Annotated in this window: 16 protein-coding genes, 1 tRNA gene and 2 rRNA genes (1 of these 19 running past the window's edge); 5 read left to right on the top strand and 14 right to left on the bottom strand. The window is 64.0% G+C overall.

What is annotated here, in order from left to right; all coding sequences use genetic code 11:
* Positions 1 to 2,519 (top strand): 23S ribosomal RNA (locus IEV87_RS13660) (it extends 927 nt beyond the left edge of the window).
* A 100-nt stretch (positions 2,520 to 2,619) separates the two neighbouring features.
* A 5S ribosomal RNA gene (rrf, locus tag IEV87_RS13655) occupies positions 2,620 to 2,734 on the top strand.
* A gap of 104 nt (positions 2,735 to 2,838) precedes the next feature.
* Here the strand turns inward: rrf and IEV87_RS13650 are convergent.
* A complete protein-coding gene (locus IEV87_RS13650) occupies positions 2,839 to 4,050 on the bottom strand; it encodes a polyhydroxyalkanoate depolymerase (RefSeq protein ID WP_188478204.1) in 1,212 nt (403 codons plus the stop codon).
* A 128-nt stretch (positions 4,051 to 4,178) separates the two neighbouring features.
* On the opposite strand from IEV87_RS13650, the gene IEV87_RS13645 reads away from it, so the two are divergent.
* On the top strand, positions 4,179 to 4,832 hold the full coding sequence (locus IEV87_RS13645; RefSeq protein WP_188478203.1) for a glutathione S-transferase family protein: 654 nt from the start codon (positions 4,179 to 4,181) through the stop codon (positions 4,830 to 4,832).
* 110 nt (positions 4,833 to 4,942) lie between these two features.
* Positions 4,943 to 5,019: transfer RNA gene (locus IEV87_RS13640), tRNA-Met, on the top strand.
* A gap of 61 nt (positions 5,020 to 5,080) precedes the next feature.
* On the opposite strand, the gene IEV87_RS13635 is transcribed toward IEV87_RS13640, so the two are convergent.
* From IEV87_RS13635 to IEV87_RS13590, 10 genes are all read right to left on the bottom strand, one after another.
* Positions 5,081 to 5,677, bottom strand: coding sequence for an SCO family protein (locus IEV87_RS13635; protein ID WP_188478202.1), 597 nt, complete (start codon positions 5,675 to 5,677; stop codon positions 5,081 to 5,083).
* A gap of 10 nt (positions 5,678 to 5,687) precedes the next feature.
* A complete protein-coding gene (locus IEV87_RS13630) occupies positions 5,688 to 6,641 on the bottom strand; it encodes a copper chaperone PCu(A)C (RefSeq protein ID WP_229737572.1) in 954 nt (317 codons plus the stop codon).
* A 97-nt stretch (positions 6,642 to 6,738) separates the two neighbouring features.
* A complete protein-coding gene (locus IEV87_RS13625; protein ID WP_188478200.1) occupies positions 6,739 to 7,080 on the bottom strand; it encodes a hypothetical protein in 342 nt (113 codons plus the stop codon).
* Positions 7,081 to 7,171: 91 nt separating this feature from the next.
* Positions 7,172 to 7,903 (bottom strand): sulfate/molybdate ABC transporter ATP-binding protein, encoded by a 732-nt coding sequence (locus tag IEV87_RS13620; protein WP_188478199.1) that lies wholly within the window; start codon positions 7,901 to 7,903, stop codon positions 7,172 to 7,174.
* 15 nt (positions 7,904 to 7,918) lie between these two features.
* Positions 7,919 to 8,773, bottom strand: a complete 855-nt coding sequence (gene cysW / locus IEV87_RS13615) for a sulfate ABC transporter permease subunit CysW (protein WP_188478198.1) — start codon at positions 8,771 to 8,773, stop codon at positions 7,919 to 7,921.
* Positions 8,766 to 9,035 (bottom strand): hypothetical protein, encoded by a 270-nt coding sequence (locus tag IEV87_RS13610; RefSeq protein WP_188478197.1) that lies wholly within the window; start codon positions 9,033 to 9,035, stop codon positions 8,766 to 8,768. The genes cysW and IEV87_RS13610 overlap by 8 nt, the downstream gene beginning before the upstream one ends.
* Positions 9,028 to 9,861: a sulfate ABC transporter permease subunit CysT gene (cysT, locus tag IEV87_RS13605; RefSeq protein WP_188478450.1), complete on the bottom strand. Its 834-nt coding sequence runs from the start codon at positions 9,859 to 9,861 to the stop codon at positions 9,028 to 9,030. Before cysT ends, IEV87_RS13610 begins: the two co-directional genes overlap by 8 nt.
* A complete protein-coding gene (locus IEV87_RS13600) occupies positions 9,861 to 10,883 on the bottom strand; it encodes a sulfate ABC transporter substrate-binding protein (RefSeq protein WP_188478196.1) in 1,023 nt (340 codons plus the stop codon). The genes cysT and IEV87_RS13600 overlap by 1 nt, the downstream gene beginning before the upstream one ends.
* Positions 10,884 to 10,902: 19 nt before the next feature.
* Entirely contained in the window at positions 10,903 to 11,112 is a 210-nt protein-coding gene (locus tag IEV87_RS13595) for a hypothetical protein (RefSeq protein ID WP_188478195.1), read from the bottom strand.
* Between the two features lie 112 nt (positions 11,113 to 11,224).
* Positions 11,225 to 11,728 (bottom strand): RrF2 family transcriptional regulator, encoded by a 504-nt coding sequence (locus tag IEV87_RS13590; RefSeq protein WP_188478194.1) that lies wholly within the window; start codon positions 11,726 to 11,728, stop codon positions 11,225 to 11,227.
* A 129-nt stretch (positions 11,729 to 11,857) separates the two neighbouring features.
* Between IEV87_RS13590 and IEV87_RS13585 the strand changes: the two genes are divergently transcribed.
* Positions 11,858 to 12,328, top strand: a complete 471-nt coding sequence (locus IEV87_RS13585) for an Lrp/AsnC family transcriptional regulator (protein ID WP_229737571.1) — start codon at positions 11,858 to 11,860, stop codon at positions 12,326 to 12,328.
* A 51-nt stretch (positions 12,329 to 12,379) separates the two neighbouring features.
* Here the strand turns inward: IEV87_RS13585 and IEV87_RS13580 are convergent, their stop codons facing one another.
* The 3 genes from IEV87_RS13580 to IEV87_RS13570 all read right to left on the bottom strand — a co-directional run bounded on the left by IEV87_RS13580 (position 12,380) and on the right by IEV87_RS13570 (position 16,179).
* Entirely contained in the window at positions 12,380 to 14,350 is a 1,971-nt protein-coding gene (locus tag IEV87_RS13580) for a TonB-dependent receptor domain-containing protein (protein ID WP_188478193.1), read from the bottom strand.
* A 114-nt stretch (positions 14,351 to 14,464) separates the two neighbouring features.
* A complete protein-coding gene (locus tag IEV87_RS13575; RefSeq protein ID WP_188478192.1) occupies positions 14,465 to 15,217 on the bottom strand; it encodes an iron ABC transporter ATP-binding protein in 753 nt (250 codons plus the stop codon).
* A complete protein-coding gene (locus IEV87_RS13570; RefSeq protein ID WP_188478191.1) occupies positions 15,214 to 16,179 on the bottom strand; it encodes an iron chelate uptake ABC transporter family permease subunit in 966 nt (321 codons plus the stop codon). Before IEV87_RS13570 ends, IEV87_RS13575 begins: the two co-directional genes overlap by 4 nt.

Here is a 16,179-nt window from a genome sequence, read left to right as displayed (position 1 = left end):
ACCGGCTTTCGTACAGCTGCACGCCATGCCGGGGATATACTTCGACAATGGCGGGTTCGACCTGGGCGGCCCGATCGAATTCAGATCGGGTATCGAGGTCGGATTTGAGAACCGCGCCGGGTGGCGCTTTGGTCTGGCCTACGATCACCGGTCCAACGCCGGTATCTACAACCAGAACCCGGGCATCGAAACGGTGCAGTTCCGTGTCAGCATACCGCTCAAGTAGCGGATCAACCTTCAAGGTTGTCATTAGTGTCCAGTCTTGTGACGGCGTACCTTTTGTATAATGGGTCATCGACTTGGTCTATCTAGCAAGCTTAAGCCGTTAGGTGTAGGCGCAGCGAAAGCGAGTCTTAATAGGGCGTCGAGTTAGATGGATCAGACCCGAAACCGAGTGATCTAGGCATGACCAGGATGAAGGTAAGGTAACACTTACTGGAGGTCCGAACCCACACCTGTTGAAAAAGGTCGGGATGAGTTGTGCCTAGGGGTGAAAGGCCAATCAAACTCGGAGATAGCTGGTTCTCTGCGAAATCTATTTAGGTAGAGCGTCATCCGAATACCCCGGGGGGTAGAGCACTGGATGGGTAATGGGGCCCCACAGGCTTACTGATCCTAACCAAACTCCGAATACCCGGGAGTACTAGATGGCAGACACACGGCGGATGCTAACGTCCGTCGTGAAGAGGGAAACAACCCTGACCTCCGGCTAAGGCCCCCAATTCATGGCTAAGTGGGAAAGCAGGTGAGACGTCCAAAACAACCAGGAGGTTGGCTTAGAAGCAGCCATCCTTTAAAGATAGCGTAACAGCTCACTGGTCTAATCAAGATGTCTTGCGGCGAAGATGTAACGGGGCTCAAGCCATGAGCCGAAGCCGAGGATGCACGTAGTGCATGGTAGCAGAGCGTAGTGTGACATAGTCTCATTCCTCCTTAGTACCTTCGGGTACATTGGAGGAGAGAGGCTTTCGATGAAGCCGGCGCGTGAGCGATCCGGTGGAGAGATCACTAGCGAGAATGATGACATGAGTAGCGACAAACAGGGTGAGAGACCCTGTCGCCGAAAGTCCAAGGGTTCCTGCTTAAAGCTAATCTGAGCAGGGTAAGCCGGCCCCTAAGGCGAGGCCGAAAGGCGTAGTCGATGGGAACCAGGTTAATATTCCTGGGCCAGGAGATGGTGACGGATTGCGAAGATTGTTCGACCTTATCGGATTGGTCGGGCCGTTCAGCAGTCCCTGGAAATAGCCCTCCATAGGACCGTACCCTAAACCGACACAGGTGGACTGGTAGAGAATACCAAGGCGCTTGAGAGAACGATGTTGAAGGAACTCGGCAAAATACCTCCGTAAGTTCGCGAGAAGGAGGCCCGGGTTTCACGCAAGTGATGCCCGGGGGCACAAACCAGGGGGTGGCGACTGTTTACTAAAAACACAGGGCTCTGCGAAGTCGCAAGACGACGTATAGGGTCTGACGCCTGCCCGGTGCTGGAAGGTTAAAAGGAGAGGTGCAAGCTTTGAATTGAAGCCCCAGTAAACGGCGGCCGTAACTATAACGGTCCTAAGGTAGCGAAATTCCTTGTCGGGTAAGTTCCGACCTGCACGAATGGCGTAACGACTTCCCCGCTGTCTCCAACATCGACTCAGCGAAATTGAATTGCCTGTCAAGATGCAGGCTTCCCGCGGTTAGACGGAAAGACCCCATGCACCTTTACTACAGCTTCACACTGGCATCAGGCCAAGCATGTGCAGGATAGGTGGTAGGCTTTGAAACCGGAACGCCAGTTTCGGTGGAGCCTTCCTTGAGATACCACCCTTGCTTCGCTTGATGTCTAACCGCGGTCCCTTATCGGGATCCGGGACCCTGTGTGGCGGGTAGTTTGACTGGGGCGGTCGCCTCCTAAAGCGTAACGGAGGCGCGCGAAGGTTGGCTCAGAGCGGTCGGAAATCGCTCGTTGAGTGCAATGGCATAAGCCAGCCTGACTGCGAGACTGACAAGTCGAGCAGAGTCGAAAGACGGCCATAGTGATCCGGTGGTCCCAAGTGGGAGGGCCATCGCTCAACGGATAAAAGGTACGCTGGGGATAACAGGCTGATACTGCCCAAGAGTCCATATCGACGGCAGTGTTTGGCACCTCGATGTCGGCTCATCTCATCCTGGGGCTGGAGCAGGTCCCAAGGGTACGGCTGTTCGCCGTTTAAAGAGGTACGTGAGCTGGGTTTAGAACGTCGTGAGACAGTTCGGTCCCTATCTGCCGTGGGTGTAGGATACTTGAGAAGAGTTGCCCCTAGTACGAGAGGACCGGGGTGAACGATCCACTGGTGGACCAGTTGTCGTGCCAACGGCAGTGCTGGGTAGCTATGATCGGACAGGATAACCGCTGAAGGCATCTAAGCGGGAAGCCCCCTTCAAAACAAGGTATCCCTGAGGGCCGTGGTAGACCACCACGTCGATAGGCTGGAGATGTAAGCGCGGCAACGCGTTCAGTTGACCAGTACTAATTGCCCGATAGGCTTGATTTGATCCAGTAGAAGCCAGACGCAGACGCGTCAGGAAGCTACGGACAATCAGAAGCATACACACCGAACGTGTACTGACTTGGACAGCAGGAACTTTTCTTGGTCTGGTGATAATAGCACAAGCGAAACACCCGATCCCATCCCGAACTCGGCCGTTAAGCGCTGTCGCGCCAATGGTACTGCGTCTCAAGACGTGGGAGAGTAGGTCATCGCCAGACCTAGCAAGGTTCCTGCAGATTTCTCTCGTACGATGATCAGATACACAAAAGCCGGACCCGCAAGGGACCGGCTTTTGGCGTTTTCGGGACCAGTCGATCCGAAGCTACTCCATAGCCAGGATCATGTTGCGCACGACCGGATAGATCTCCTTCTCCCATCTCCGCCCGCTGAATACGCCGTAGTGCCCCACATTAGCCTGCAGGTGGTGCCGCTTGAGATGCGGCCGCAAGGACCGGCACAGATCATGCGCCGCCGTCGTCTGGCCAAGTGCGCAGATATCGTCCCGCCCGCCCTCGACCGTCAGCAGGGCGGTCTTCCGGATCGCGCCGGGATCGACCAGCTTGCCGCGATACATGAATTCTCCCTTCGCGAGTTCCGCCCGCTGGAAAATCCGGTCGATGGTTTCCAGGTAAAACTCCCCGGCCAGATCCAGAACGGCGAAATACTCGTCGTAGAAATCCTTGATCTTCGCGGCTTCCTCGACCTCGCCGGCCGCCAGCAGATCGTAAAGACGCTGATGCTGTTTGCGGTGCCGGTCCATATTCATCGACAGAAAGGCGAACAGCTGCACGAATCCGGGGTAGACCTTCCGACCCGCGCCCGGATACCGCGCCGGCACCGTCGCCATGACGTTCTTCTCGAACCAGCTCAGCGGATTGTCGTTGGCCAGCGCGTTCACCTCCGTCGGGCTTTCGCGCACGTCGATCGGGCCGGCCATCAGCGTCATGGTGCGCGGGGTGGCGGGGTTGTTCTCCTCCGACATCACCGACACGGCGATCAGCGTCTGCACGCAGGGCTGGCAGACGGCCAGCACGTTGCAGCCCGGACCGAGGTGCTCCATGAACCGGATTAGATATTCGACATAGTCCTCGACACCGAAGGGCCCGTCCGACAGCGGCACGTCCCGCGCGTTGATCCAGTCGGTGATATAGACGTCATGGTCGCGCAGCAGCACTTCCACGGTGTTGCGCAGAAGCGTCGCGAAATGTCCCGAGAGCGGGGCGACCACCAGCACCTTGGGCTGGACCGCGTCGGTGTCCTTGACGAAGTGGCGCAGCTGGCCGAAAGGCAGCTCCATCGCCACCTCCTCCGTGACGGCGCAGTTCCGCCCGCCGCTGACGACGCTGTCGATCTTGAACCCGGGGCTGACGTGAGTCAGCTGAAAGCGCGAGATCATTTCGAACATCGCATCCAGTTTCTGCCCGGTCCCGTTGAACATCCCCGCGCCGGTCAGCAGGCCAAGCCGTGCCCGCGAGGCCACGCTCCGGATCGGAGCCCACATGTCGTCCTGCATCTGATACAGTTGATAGAGCAAGATCTGGTCCTTTGTTGTGCGCCGGACCGGGTTTCCGGCCTCGGGATGAGAAAACGCTAGTGCAACTCATTCCGCGGTGCGACAGAATTATCTGCATCGCAGCACGAAGCGCGGCGACAGAGGGCGCGATGGCACAAACAACACTCACGATCACATCCAAGAACTACTCTTCCTGGTCCCTGCGGGGCTGGCTGCTCTGCCGCATGGCGGGGCTGGAGTTCACCGAAAAGCCGGTCGATGTCGACGATCCCGACACGCGGCAGGAGCTTCTGCTGCTGTCCCCCTCGGTCCGCGTGCCGCGTCTGTCGCACAATGGGGTCGAGGTCTGGGACACGCTCGCCATCGCCGAATATCTCAACGAAACCAAACCCAAGGCGCAACTTCTGCCCAAGGACGTGAAGGCCCGCGCCCATTGCCGCGCGGTGTCCGGAGAAATCCATTCAGGCTTCTACAACCTTCGCTCCGCCCTGCCGATGAACATCAAGGCGCAGCACGCGGCCTTCAAGATCTTCTCCGGCGCCCGCCCGGACGTGCAGCGCGTGAAAGAGATCTGGAGTGATTGCCTGACCACCTACGGCGGCCCTTTCCTTTTCGGAGAACCGACCGTCGCCGATGCCATGTACGCCCCCGTCTGCACGCGGTTCCGCACATACGCCGTCGAACTGGACCCGGACCACGCCGCCTATTGCGACACGATCTACGCCTGGGAACCCATGGCGGAATGGGTTGCAGCGGCGAAGGAGGAGCCGGACGAGGTGGTCGAACTCGAGGTCGAATTCTGACCCGCGCCGGCGGTCACCGGCGCACGAAACAGTGACCAAAAAAATGTTACAAAAACCGGCGCGAATCCCTTGCGGTCCGCGCCCGATCCGAATATTCCACCCGGACTTGGCGCGGGATGGAGCAGCCCGGTAGCTCGTCAGGCTCATAACCTGAAGGTCGTAGGTTCAAATCCTACTCCCGCAACCAAATACACCGAAAAGGCCGCGCCCCATGGGGACGCGGCTTTTTCGTTTCCAGCAGTTACGCCTCAGATCGCGTTCAGGCGCCGTATCTTCGCGACCGCACGCTCCAACGGCTCCTGATACCCGATCGGTTCGAAGAACCGCCCGCGTCGGTCGAACAGTAGGATGTTGGCGGAATGGTCCATCGTGTAGCCGCCCTCGTCCAGGGGCACGCGGCGCGCGTAGATGCGGAAGGCCTGGATGGCCTTGTCGATCTCCTCCCGCGGGCCGGAGACGCCGGCGACGCCGGGCGCCCATGAGACATAGTCGCGCAACTGTTCCACGCTGTCGCGTTTCGGATCGACGGTGACGAAGTAGACGCGGAGCCGGTCGTCCTCCCCCAGGGCTTCCTGAAAGGCCGCGATATCGCCCAGGGTGGTGGGACAGACTTCTGGACAGTGGGTGAAGCCGAAGAAGACCGCACTCGGAGACCCCTTGAGGGTCTCCGCGGTAAAGGCCTCCCCGCTGGTGGTGGCCAGGCGATAGTCGCCCGGCCCGATCGTTTCGGCCATGCCGCGTTCCATAAGAGGAGCGATGAGGCGCAGCCAGGCGACGGCGGCAAGGGCCGCCAGCGCAAGGGTCCAGAGAGCAATCGTCAGGACCTGTCGGCGATGCATCGTCATTTCGCCGCCCCTAATGCTTCATGCCGGCATGAGCGCCCGCATCCGTCGGCCCGACCGTCAGGGTCACGTCCACCTCGCCGGCATCCCGGAACCGGAGCGTCACCGGCACGCTGTCACCTTCGGGCAGCGCCTGCTTCAGCTCCATGAACATGAGGTGATAGCCGCCGGGGGCAAGCGTGACCGTGTCTCCGGCGGGCAGCGCCAGTCCGTCCGGCAGGGCACGCATCCGCATCACGTCGCCCTCCATCGCCATTTCGTGGATCTCGACCCGGCCCGCGATTGGTGAGGTGGCGGAGAGCAGACGATCCTCGTTCTGGCCCGTGTTCGCGATGGTCATGAACCCGCCCGCGACCGGCGCGTTCGGCAGGGTGGCGCGGGTGAAGGCGCCGGAGATTTCCAGCGCTCCGGCCCGGACGGTTTCATCCATGGAAGCTGCGCCATGCCCGTGTCCGTGACCGTGTTCGCCCGCCGCCGCGCTGATCGTGATGCTGGGCGCAGGGTTCGGCACGTCGTGGGACCCGGTCGTGTCGGTCCAGTCCGCCGTGCCGCCCGCGCATTCCTGCAGCGCCGGGAAGTACAGGACGGTGCCCGGTTCGATAGCCGCGCCGAAGGTGCCACGCACGGTGAATTCGTCGTACCAGCCGTCTTCCAGGTGCCCGCCGGACCAGACGACTTCGCGCAGACCTTCGCGCATCTCGGTCCCGTGATTGTCGTAGGGCACCGCATAGTCCCCCTTCGCGGTGCTCAGCGTCCAGCCCGGCTTGGGCATCGGCTTGGCCGCGTAGAACCCGTCCGGCAGGGTCAGGCGGACGGTATGCGTGGCCTCTCCGGCGCAGCCGTGCGGCACACGCAGGGTGATCTTGGTGGTCGTGCCGGCTGCGGCATCTTTCTGTTCAAGCGTGGCATGGGCCAGTGCGGAGCCGGCAAGCGTTGCGAACGCTCCGGCAAGGATGATCGGTCTCATGTGTCTCTCCATCGTGGGCGCGCGCGGACGCACCGCTGCTTGCGCCGTTATGCGACCGTGGCCGCAACGGGTGTCTCAGCCCCGGCAGGGGGCGGTGTCAGCCGATGGAGGGGGGCGCCCTGGGAGAGCGGGCATGATCCCGCGCCTGCGCCGCGCGGTGAAGGTCCGTCGCACGTCGCCACGCGGAATGCGGCAGAAGCCGGGATTCGATGTCGGCCGGGCCGGGCAAGGAGGGCGCCGCGACCATGTGGCAGAACGGGCAGCGATGATCGTGGGCGACATCGCCGCAGATGTCGCCGGCATCCATTCCGATCAGGCCGATCTGTTCCATGGCGGCATCGCCGCGGTCCGGCGCCATGAGCGCCGAAGACACGACACTTCCCGACGCCAGAATGACCACGGCGCAGAGTGTGACCAGAAGGGACCGGACAACAGACATCACGGTTCGTTTCTAGACCCGCAGGCGGGGCAGAGCCAGCCCTCTCGGAGCCAGCGTCAAATTGTCCGCACGCGCCCCGTGTCCTCTGCGGTCACAGCGCCGGGGCTGTTTCCAGGAAACTCTTCACGAATTCCGTCGCCGGCCGTTCCTGCACGTCGCGCGGCTGGCCGACCTGTTCGATCCGCCCCATGGACATCACCGCGACCTGATCGGCGAGGCTCAGCGCCTCCTCCTGGTCGTGGGTCACGAAGACGGTCGTCAGCCCGGTCGCATCGTGAATCTCGCGCAGACCGGCGCGCAGGTCCCGCCGCACCCGGGCGTCCAGGGCCCCGAAAGGTTCGTCGAGCAGCAGCATCCGCGGCTCCGTCGCCAGCGCGCGGGCCAGCGCGACCCGCTGGCGCTGGCCACCAGACAGCTGCGACGGATAGCGGCGGCCGATCTCGGGCAGCTGGATCAAGGCAAGCAGACACTCCACCCGCCGCGAGATTTCCTCGCCCGAGGGACGCTCGCGCCGGGGGCGGGCCCGCAGGCCGTAGGCGATGTTTTCCTGCACGGTCATGTGCCGGAACAGCGCGTAGCTCTGGAACACGAAGCCGGTGCGCCGCTGCTGGACCGGCGTGAAGGTCGCATCCTTCCCGTCCAGCAGGATGCGACCCGAACTTGCAGTCTCAAGCCCCGCGATGATCCTCAGCAGGGTTGTCTTGCCCGAACCGGAGGGGCCGAGCAGCGCCGTCATCGCCCCCGAGGGGATCGACAGCGACACCGGGTGCAGCGCCTGTGTGCCGTTGAAGGACTTGGCGATTTCGTCGATCTCGATATGCATGTCAGGTCTCCTGTGTCAGTGGCGGCGGGTGGCGGAAAGGAAATCGGCGTGCCGCCATTCCAGCGCGGATTTCAGGGCAAGGGTCAGAAGGGCCAGCGCGGCCAGCAGGGCGGCCATGGCAAAGGCCGCCACGGAAAGATATTCGTTGTAGAGCATCTCGATCATGATCGGCATGGTTGTCGTCTGCCCCCGGATCTTGCCCGAGATCACCGCGACCGCGCCGAATTCCCCCATGGCCCGCGCGTTGCAGAGCAGCACGCCATAGAGCAACGCCCATCTCACGTTCGGCAGCGTCACGGTCCGGAACATGTGCCAGCCCGACGCGCCAAGCGTCAGCGCCGCTTCCTCCTCTGCCCTTCCCTGTTCGGTCATGACCGGGATCAGTTCCCGCGCGACGAAGGGGAAGGTGATGAACAGCGTCGCCAGCAGCAGACCCGGCAGGGCGAAGACCACCTTGACGTCCTGCGCCACCAGCCAGTTGCCAAGCAGCCCGTGTGACCCGTAAAGCAGCACCAGCGCCAGCCCGGCCACCACGGGAGAGACCGAAAACGGCAGGTCGATCAGCGTGATCAGCACCGCCTTGCCACGGAAATCGAACTTGGCGATGGCCCAGGCCGCCGCCAGCCCGATCACCGCGTTCAGCGGCACTGCAACAGCGGCGACCAGCAGGGTCAGGCGGATTGCGGACAGGGCGTCGCGTTCGCTCAGGCTGGTGACGGCGGCGGACAGGCCGTTGCGCAGCGCCTCGGCAAAGACCACGGCCAGCGGCGCCAGCAGCAGAACGAAGGTCAGGGCCATGACACCGATAATCAATCCGGTGCGCCAGGGCCGGGATTCGGTCCGGACCGGGGACAGGGCGGCGTCATGCATGGCGACTCTCCGTCGAAAGGCGACGGACCCGCCGGACCGGCCTGCGGCGCGCCGGAAGCGTCGCCGCGAAGATCACCGTCAGCATGGCGGGCAGGCTGAGATAGACCGCCAGCGCCGCCACCAGCCCCGCGCCCGCCAGCCAGACCGCCAGCGCGGCCCCGATGCCGAGCGATCCGAAGATCGCCGCAATCACGATCCCGCCCCCGGCGGGCAGCATGCGGTCCTGCGGGTGATCAAGGTCGTCAAAAACCGTGTCAGACATGTCCGATCCTCCTGATGTTCCAGATTTGCATGGCGTTGATGACCAGCAGCATGGCGAAGGAGATGCCCAGCATCGCCAGGCCGATCGCTGCGGCGGCGTCGTAGTTGAATTCCTCGAGACGGATCACGATCAGCAGCGGCGCGATCTCCGTCATCTTCGGGATGTTGCCGGCGATGAAGATCACCGACCCGTATTCCCCGACCGACCGCGCCAGCGCCATGGCGAAGCCGGTCATCAGCGATGGCGCGAGCGTCGGCAGCACCACCCGCCGGAGCGTGCGCAGGCGGGACGCGCCGAGCGTGGCCGAGGCCTCCTCCCACTCCGGGTCGATCTCGTCGATCACCGGTTGGACGGTCCGAACCACGAAGGGCAGGCCGACGAAGATCAGCGCGACCCAGATCCCGGCCTCCGCATAGGCGATCTGGATGCCGAGCGGGGCGAGCAGCTGCCCGAAGACCCCGTTCGGCGCGTAAAGTGCGGTCATCGCGATCCCCGCCACCGCAGTCGGCAGGGCAAAGGGCAGGTCCACCGCCGCGTCGATCAGCCTGCGCCCCGGAAACCGGTAGCGCGTCAGCACCCAGGCCAGCGCCAGCCCGAACACGAGGTTGAAGGCCGAGGCGATGAAAGCCGCGCGGAACGACAGCAACAGCGCCGCCTGCACCCGGCCGGAGGACAGGTGCCCGGCCATCTCTGCCGGGCCCATCACCACGCCCCGGCCAAGCAGCGCGGCCAGCGGCACCAGCACGATCACCGTCAGCGCCGACAGCAGGACGCCGAGGCCGAGCCCGAAACCCGGCAGGGGGGAGGGCGCGCGCAGCATGCGGATCACTCCCCGTAGATCTGGTCGAACACGCCGCCGTCGCCGAAGAACCGCGGCTGCGCCTCGCTCCAGCCCCCGAAGTCGGCGATGGTGACAAGCTCCGTCTCGGGAAACCGCGCCACGTCCTCCGGCTTTGCCTGGCTGTGATCCCAGCTTCTGTAGTAATGCGCGATCGCCAGCGCCTGCGCCTCGGGCGAATAGAGGTAGCTGAGATAGGCCTCCGCCGCCTCTTTCTGCGCCTCGTCCTTCAGGTTGCCCGTGACCAGCGCCACCGGCGGCTCCGCGAGGATCGAGACAGAGGGCACCACGATGTCGAACGCATCCGGTCCCATCTGCTTGAGCGCGAGAAAGGCCTCGTTCTCCCATGCCAGCAGCACGTCGCCGACGCCCCGTTGCACGAAAGTCGTGGTCGCCCCGCGCGCTCCGGTGTCCAGCACCGGCACATGGCGCAGCAGTTGCGAGACATAGTCCTTCGCGCTCGCCTCGTCGCCGGTGATCTTCTCGGCCCAGCCCCAGGCGGCAAGGAAATTCCACCGCGCTCCGCCCGATGTCTTGGGGTTCGGCGTGATGACCTGCACGTCGTCCTTGATCAGGTCGTTCCAGTCCTGGATGCCCTTGGGATTCCCCTTGCGCACCAGAAACACGATGGTCGAGGTGTAAGGCGAGGAGTTGTGCGGATACTGCGCTTGCCAGTCCTTCGCGACGAGGTCGCTGTTCTGCGCAATCGCGTCGATGTCGGAAGCAAGTGCCAGCGTGACGATCTGCGCTTCCAGCCCGTCGATCACCGCGCGGGCCTGCGCGCCGGATCCGCCGTGGCTCTGTTCGATGACCACCGGCTCCTTGCCCTGCGCCTCCCACCACTTCGCAAACAGCGCGTTGTAATCGCGGTAGAATTCGCGTGTCGGGTCATAGGACACGTTGAGCAGTTTGATCTCCGCCACGGCCAGCGACGGCGTGAACAGCGCGCTGCCGGCAAGCAGAGCGGCAAGGGCGGTGGCTGCGGGAGTTCTGAGAAGGGTCTGCAACATGATCGGTCTCCTTGTGGGGTCAGAGAGAAGCAATTTCAGGTTCCGCCGCGCGGACCAACCAGCGGGCCGGGTCACGGTCCTGCATGAGATCGCGGGCGGCGATACGGGGGTCACGGGCGAGGATGGTCAGCACCCTCCCCGAAATGCGGAGAGGTTCTCCGGTGTGTCGGTCGACAAGGTTCAGCGCGTGAACGCGGGGCGACCGGGACTTGGCAGCGGCGTCGGACATTCTGGCCTCCTGACGAATGACGGGCACGATGGCCCAATGCCACAAATATCCACTGTCTTTGTCGTGTTTTACAGAGTGCAGATTTGCCGTTCTTGTCGCGCCGGAGAGAAAATTATTCTCTGGCAGGGGTGTCGGGCGACAGGGACTCCACTGTGCCGGACAGGTCCACGGCGGGATCCTCCAGGGATTCGGACAGAAAATCATGACCTTGCAGTAGATCCTGCAGCGTCAGCGATTCGATCAGCAGCAGGTAGCTCCAGAAAATCTCTCCGAAAACCCGCCGCAGTTGGCACGTTTCCTCGTTCCGGCAGTCGTCGCAGCGACGGTAGGCTCGGCGCGACAGACAGGGAAGGGGGGCGATCGGTCCGTCGATCCGTTGCAGCAGTTCGCCAAGCGACACCTTTTCCGGCGACCGGATCAGGAAGTATCCCCCGGCCCGCCCGCGCCGCGCCCCCAGATAGCCCGCCTTGCGCAATTCAAGCAGAATATGCTCCAGGAACCGCTTGGGCGCACCGGACCTCTGCGCGACCTCCTCGATGGTCATCGCGACACCGGGCCCGGCCGCCCCGAGTGCCATCAGCGATTTCAGGGCGTATTTGGTCTTCTGGGTGATCATCAGAGTATTAAATCACCGAATTCCCGCCGGGAGAAGTCGGGATTTCGCCTATACACGATAAAGACAGTAGATTTTTTGTGGATTCGCGCCATTCTCACGGGAAAGCGAGACGACTCGCCGGAGGATCGGATGGAACTGGACCGGATCGACCGCAAGATCATCGCCTGCCTGATGGCGGACGCGACCCTGCCGCTGGTGCGCCTGGCCGAGGAGGTCGGGCTGTCCCAGACCCCCTGCTGGAAGCGTGTGCGCCGCCTGACCGAAACCGGGATCATCCGCGCCCGTGTCGCGCTGGTTGACCCCGAACGCATCGGACTGGGCCTTACCGTCTTCGTCGGTATCGTCGCGACGGAACAGACGGCGGAGTGGCTGGCGAAGTTCGAACAGGTGGTCGCGGAACTGCCCGAGATCATGGAGGCCTATCAGCTTGCAGGCCGCGACGATTATGTCATCCGCATCGTGGCGCGCGACATGGCCGACTATGACCGCATCCGCGACCTGATCGTCAGCGCGCTCCCGGTGCGGGAATTTTCGCCAAGCTTTGCGATGAAGCGGCTGAAATGCGCGACGACCCTGCCGATCGACACCCGCGTGGCGTGAACCGGGCAGGGTGGCGGAACGGTAAGGGGGCGCCGCAGCGCCCCCATACGGTCAGAACTTGGTGTTGACCGTCAGCGCGATGGTCCGTCCCGGCTCTGTCAGCGGGGTGACCGCACCAAAGTCGATACCGTCCGAACTGCGGCGGCTGTAGGTCTCGTCGAACACATTGCGCACGTCGAGCCGGACCTCGAGATTGTTGAACTGCCGCGGGGTGTAGGTGGCAAACACGTTGACCACCTCGTAGCCCGGCAGGGTTGTGGTGCCCTTGTCGTTCTTCAGCGCGATCTCGGCAGACCCGCCCAGCATCACGCCCGGCGCGACCTCGAACGCGGCGGACAGGCCGAACAGGTGCCCCATTGGACGGCCCCAGTAGTAGGAGGTGGACGAAATCTGCGATCCGTTCAGCGTCACGTCGGCATAGGTGTAGTTCGCCTGAACATAGCCCGTCGCCGTGGTGTAGCGGAGGGAGGCATCGACCCCCTTGGTCACGATGGTCGGATAGGGCGAGGTGCCGTCCGTCCGCGACGCGTTGAACAGGTAGGGCGCATCCTTCACCTCGGTGTAGAACAGCGCGCCGCTTGCGGTCCACGGACCGGAGTCGTAGCGCAGCCCGATCCGCGCGTTGTTGGCGCGCGACGGCTTGATGTTGGAATAGACCCAGGGCGAGACCACCGCAGCGCCGGACGTGGTATTGATGAGCGACGCCTCGCTCAGCTCATACCCGCCCCAGACGGAGGCCACGCCGATGTTCAGCGTCAGCCGGTCGGTCAGTACCACGTCGGCGGCGGCGTTCACGCTGATGCCGGAGCTGTCAAAGCTCTGCCCGTCCGCCGTATGGAACCGCTGGAAATCCGCCCGCACCCCGTAGGACAGGGACACCCGCGCACCCACGTCCTGCCGCATCTGGGCAAAGACGCCGATATTGTCGATCGTCTCCTTCGCGCCGGTCCCGGCTGCCGGGGCACCGGTGTTTTCGGCCGTGTCGTGGAAGAAGTCGAGACCCGCGGTCAGCACCCCGCCACCGATCGTGAAGTCGTTCTTCACGGTACCGCTGAGGCTGGTGTTCAGACCCTTGGTGACCTGAGCGCCGTCCAGTTCCTGCTCGTTGTAAGCCAGCTGGATCGTCGGGGCCCAGATGCCGTCCGGCGCCTCGTCCGTGTAGGTGAAGGCGTAGGACCGCCGCGTCGAAACCGCCTGAACTGGGATCACCGTGCCGCCCACGTTGTTGAAGTCGGGCCGGATATAGACCAGCCCGCCCCGCGGCTGCCCCGCACGGGGACCGGAGTCCTCCGTATGGTCGACCGAGAATTCCAGCCGCTTCCCGGTGTCCGAGGTATAGGCGACCTTGGCCACGTAATTCGTCAGCCCCGCACCGGTGTAGGGCACCGTCGCGCCCGACCCGTCCTTGTAGGCGTCGCCGGTCGATTTGGTTCCGCTCAGCAGATATTCGAACCCGCCCTGCATGCCATAGACGGTAAGACTGCGGCGGAAGGTTTCGGCGTTGCTGCCATAGCTCAGCGTCGCCTGCCCGCCGAAGGCGTCGCCCGGTTCCAGCAGATCGCGCGCGTCTTTCGTTTCATAGGCGATGGACCCGGCCAGCGCGCCCGGACCCTGGTCGGCGGGGGCGAGGCCCGAGGTGATGTCCACCTGCTTGAGCAGCGAGGGGTCGATCAGCACGTTGCCGACATGGTGGAAGGCCGACTTGTTCTGCCGAGCACCGTCGATGGTGACGTTCAGAAGGCTTTCCTCGATCCCGTGGACAAAGACCTTCTGGGCAATCGGCGCGCCGCCCGAGGCGGTGATTTTCGTCTGTCCGTCGAACACGTCCGCGATGGTCTGGGCGTTGCGCTCCTCGATCTCCTCCTCGGAGATCTGGGTGTTCCCCAGCACGTCCTGCGCCGCATCGGATTCGACCCGGATCGTATCCAGTTCCACCGCCTCCTGCGCCAGAACCGGGGCCGCGCCCCAGCCCGTGCAGATCGCCGCGCCGGTAAGCAGAAGTGCCCGTGTCGTGAATGTCATGTCCCGTTCCCGTAATGATATTTTCTGCGGGCTGGCGGGACGGCGATGTGCGGCGGTCTGGCTGGCTGTCCGCTCCGCGATAGTAAATCAGACAAAAATTGTCAATTACTGACCTCAGACGAGAACGACCGGCCGTCCGTCGATCTGTTCAACGCGGGCCGCAGTGCCGAAAACATCGGCCAGAAGTGGGGCAGAGACGACCTCTCCCGGGGCGCCCTGCGCCACCACTTGGCCCTGTTTCAGCACCACCAGTCGGTCGGCGAAGGCCGTGGCATAGTTGATGTCGTGCAGCACGATCACCACGGTCCGCCCGGCCTCGTCCGCCAGCCCGCGCACCAGTGTCATCAGGTCCCGCGCGGCGGCGATGTCGAGGTTGTTGAGAGGTTCGTCCAGCAGCAGGTAGGGCGTGTCCTGGGCAAAGGCCATCGCGACGAAGGCCCGCTGCCGCTGCCCGCCCGACAGCTCATCGAGAAATCGGTGGCGCAGCCCGGTCAGGTCGAACCGCTCCAGCGCCGCGTCGACCGCCGCATGATCCGCCGCACCGGGACGGCCCAGATGCCAGGGGTAGCGTCCGAAGCCGACCAGCTCCGCCACCCGCAGCCGGGCCGAAACATGCGCCCCCTGGGCCAGCACCGCGACCACGCGGGCAAGGTCCCGGTCGCGGGTCTGCCCGACGACATGGCCGCCGATCTCGATCCGGCCGCGCTGCACCCGGATCAGGCGTGCGATCAGCGACAGCAGCGTCGACTTGCCCGCACCGTTCGGTCCGATCAGCGCCGTCACCCCGCCCTCGGGCAGGGTCAGGTCGATGCCGCGAAGCACCTCCGCCCCGGCAATCTGGTGGTGAAGGCCTTCGATCCGGATCATGCGGCGCGCCTTTTCAGCAGGAGGATGAGGAATGTCGCGCCGCCGATCAGCTCGATCACCACGATCAGCGGCGTGGACAGTGAGAGCAGGCGTTCAAGCACAAGCTGCCCGCCGATCAGCACCACCGCCCCGATCAGCACGGCCGAGGGGATCAGCACCGCATGCCGGTGCGTCGGCGTGACGAGCCGGGCGAAGGCAACCACCACCAGCCCGAAAAAGCTCGACGGGCCGAACCCGCCCGAAGCCATCGGCCCCGCCAGCGCCGTGGCCGACCCGACCATCAGGCAGATCAGCAGCAGCGCCTGCCGGTGCAGCCGCGCAGGCGGCTCTCCCAGCCCGGTCGCCGCCGCTTCGCCCAGATCCAGCACGTCCAGCCGGTGCCGCAGACGCCACGCCAGCGCAACCCCCGCGCCGACCGCGGCCGCGGCGATCGCCAGCAGGGTGCCGTCAACCTGTGTGAATCGCGCCACCGACAGCGATTGCACCACCTGATAATCGCCCGGATCGATCAGCCGTTGCAGCAGGTGCGTCGCCGACCGGATCAGCAGCCCCAGAACGACCCCGGTCAGGCACAGCCGCACCATGTCGCCCTTCGCCAGCCGCATCAGAACGACGAACAGCACCAGCCCCAACCCGGCGAGCCCGGCGAGGTTTACCGCGAACAGGGTCGGCGGCGACAAAGCGGCGAACCCGGATGCACCAAGCGCCTGCACCATGACGGTGAGCACCAGCACGTAGAGCGCGTCGAACCCCATGAGCGACGGCGTGAGGATCCGGTTCGCGGTGATGGTCTGGAACAGCACCGTCGCCACCGATAGCGCCACCGCGACCAGAGCCAGCGCGGCGAGCTTGCCACCGCGGTAGGGCAGCACGAAGCCAAGCGGTCCGGTCAGCCCGACCAGCATGTAGGCGCATGCGCAGACCCCCAGCACCCCCGCGATCAGGGCCAGTCGTCGCCCCAT

This window comes from Primorskyibacter flagellatus, from assembly GCF_014638275.1.
Taxonomy (GTDB): domain Bacteria; phylum Pseudomonadota; class Alphaproteobacteria; order Rhodobacterales; family Rhodobacteraceae; genus Pseudooceanicola; species Pseudooceanicola flagellatus_A.
This window is presented reverse-complemented; position numbering and strand designations above follow the sequence as displayed.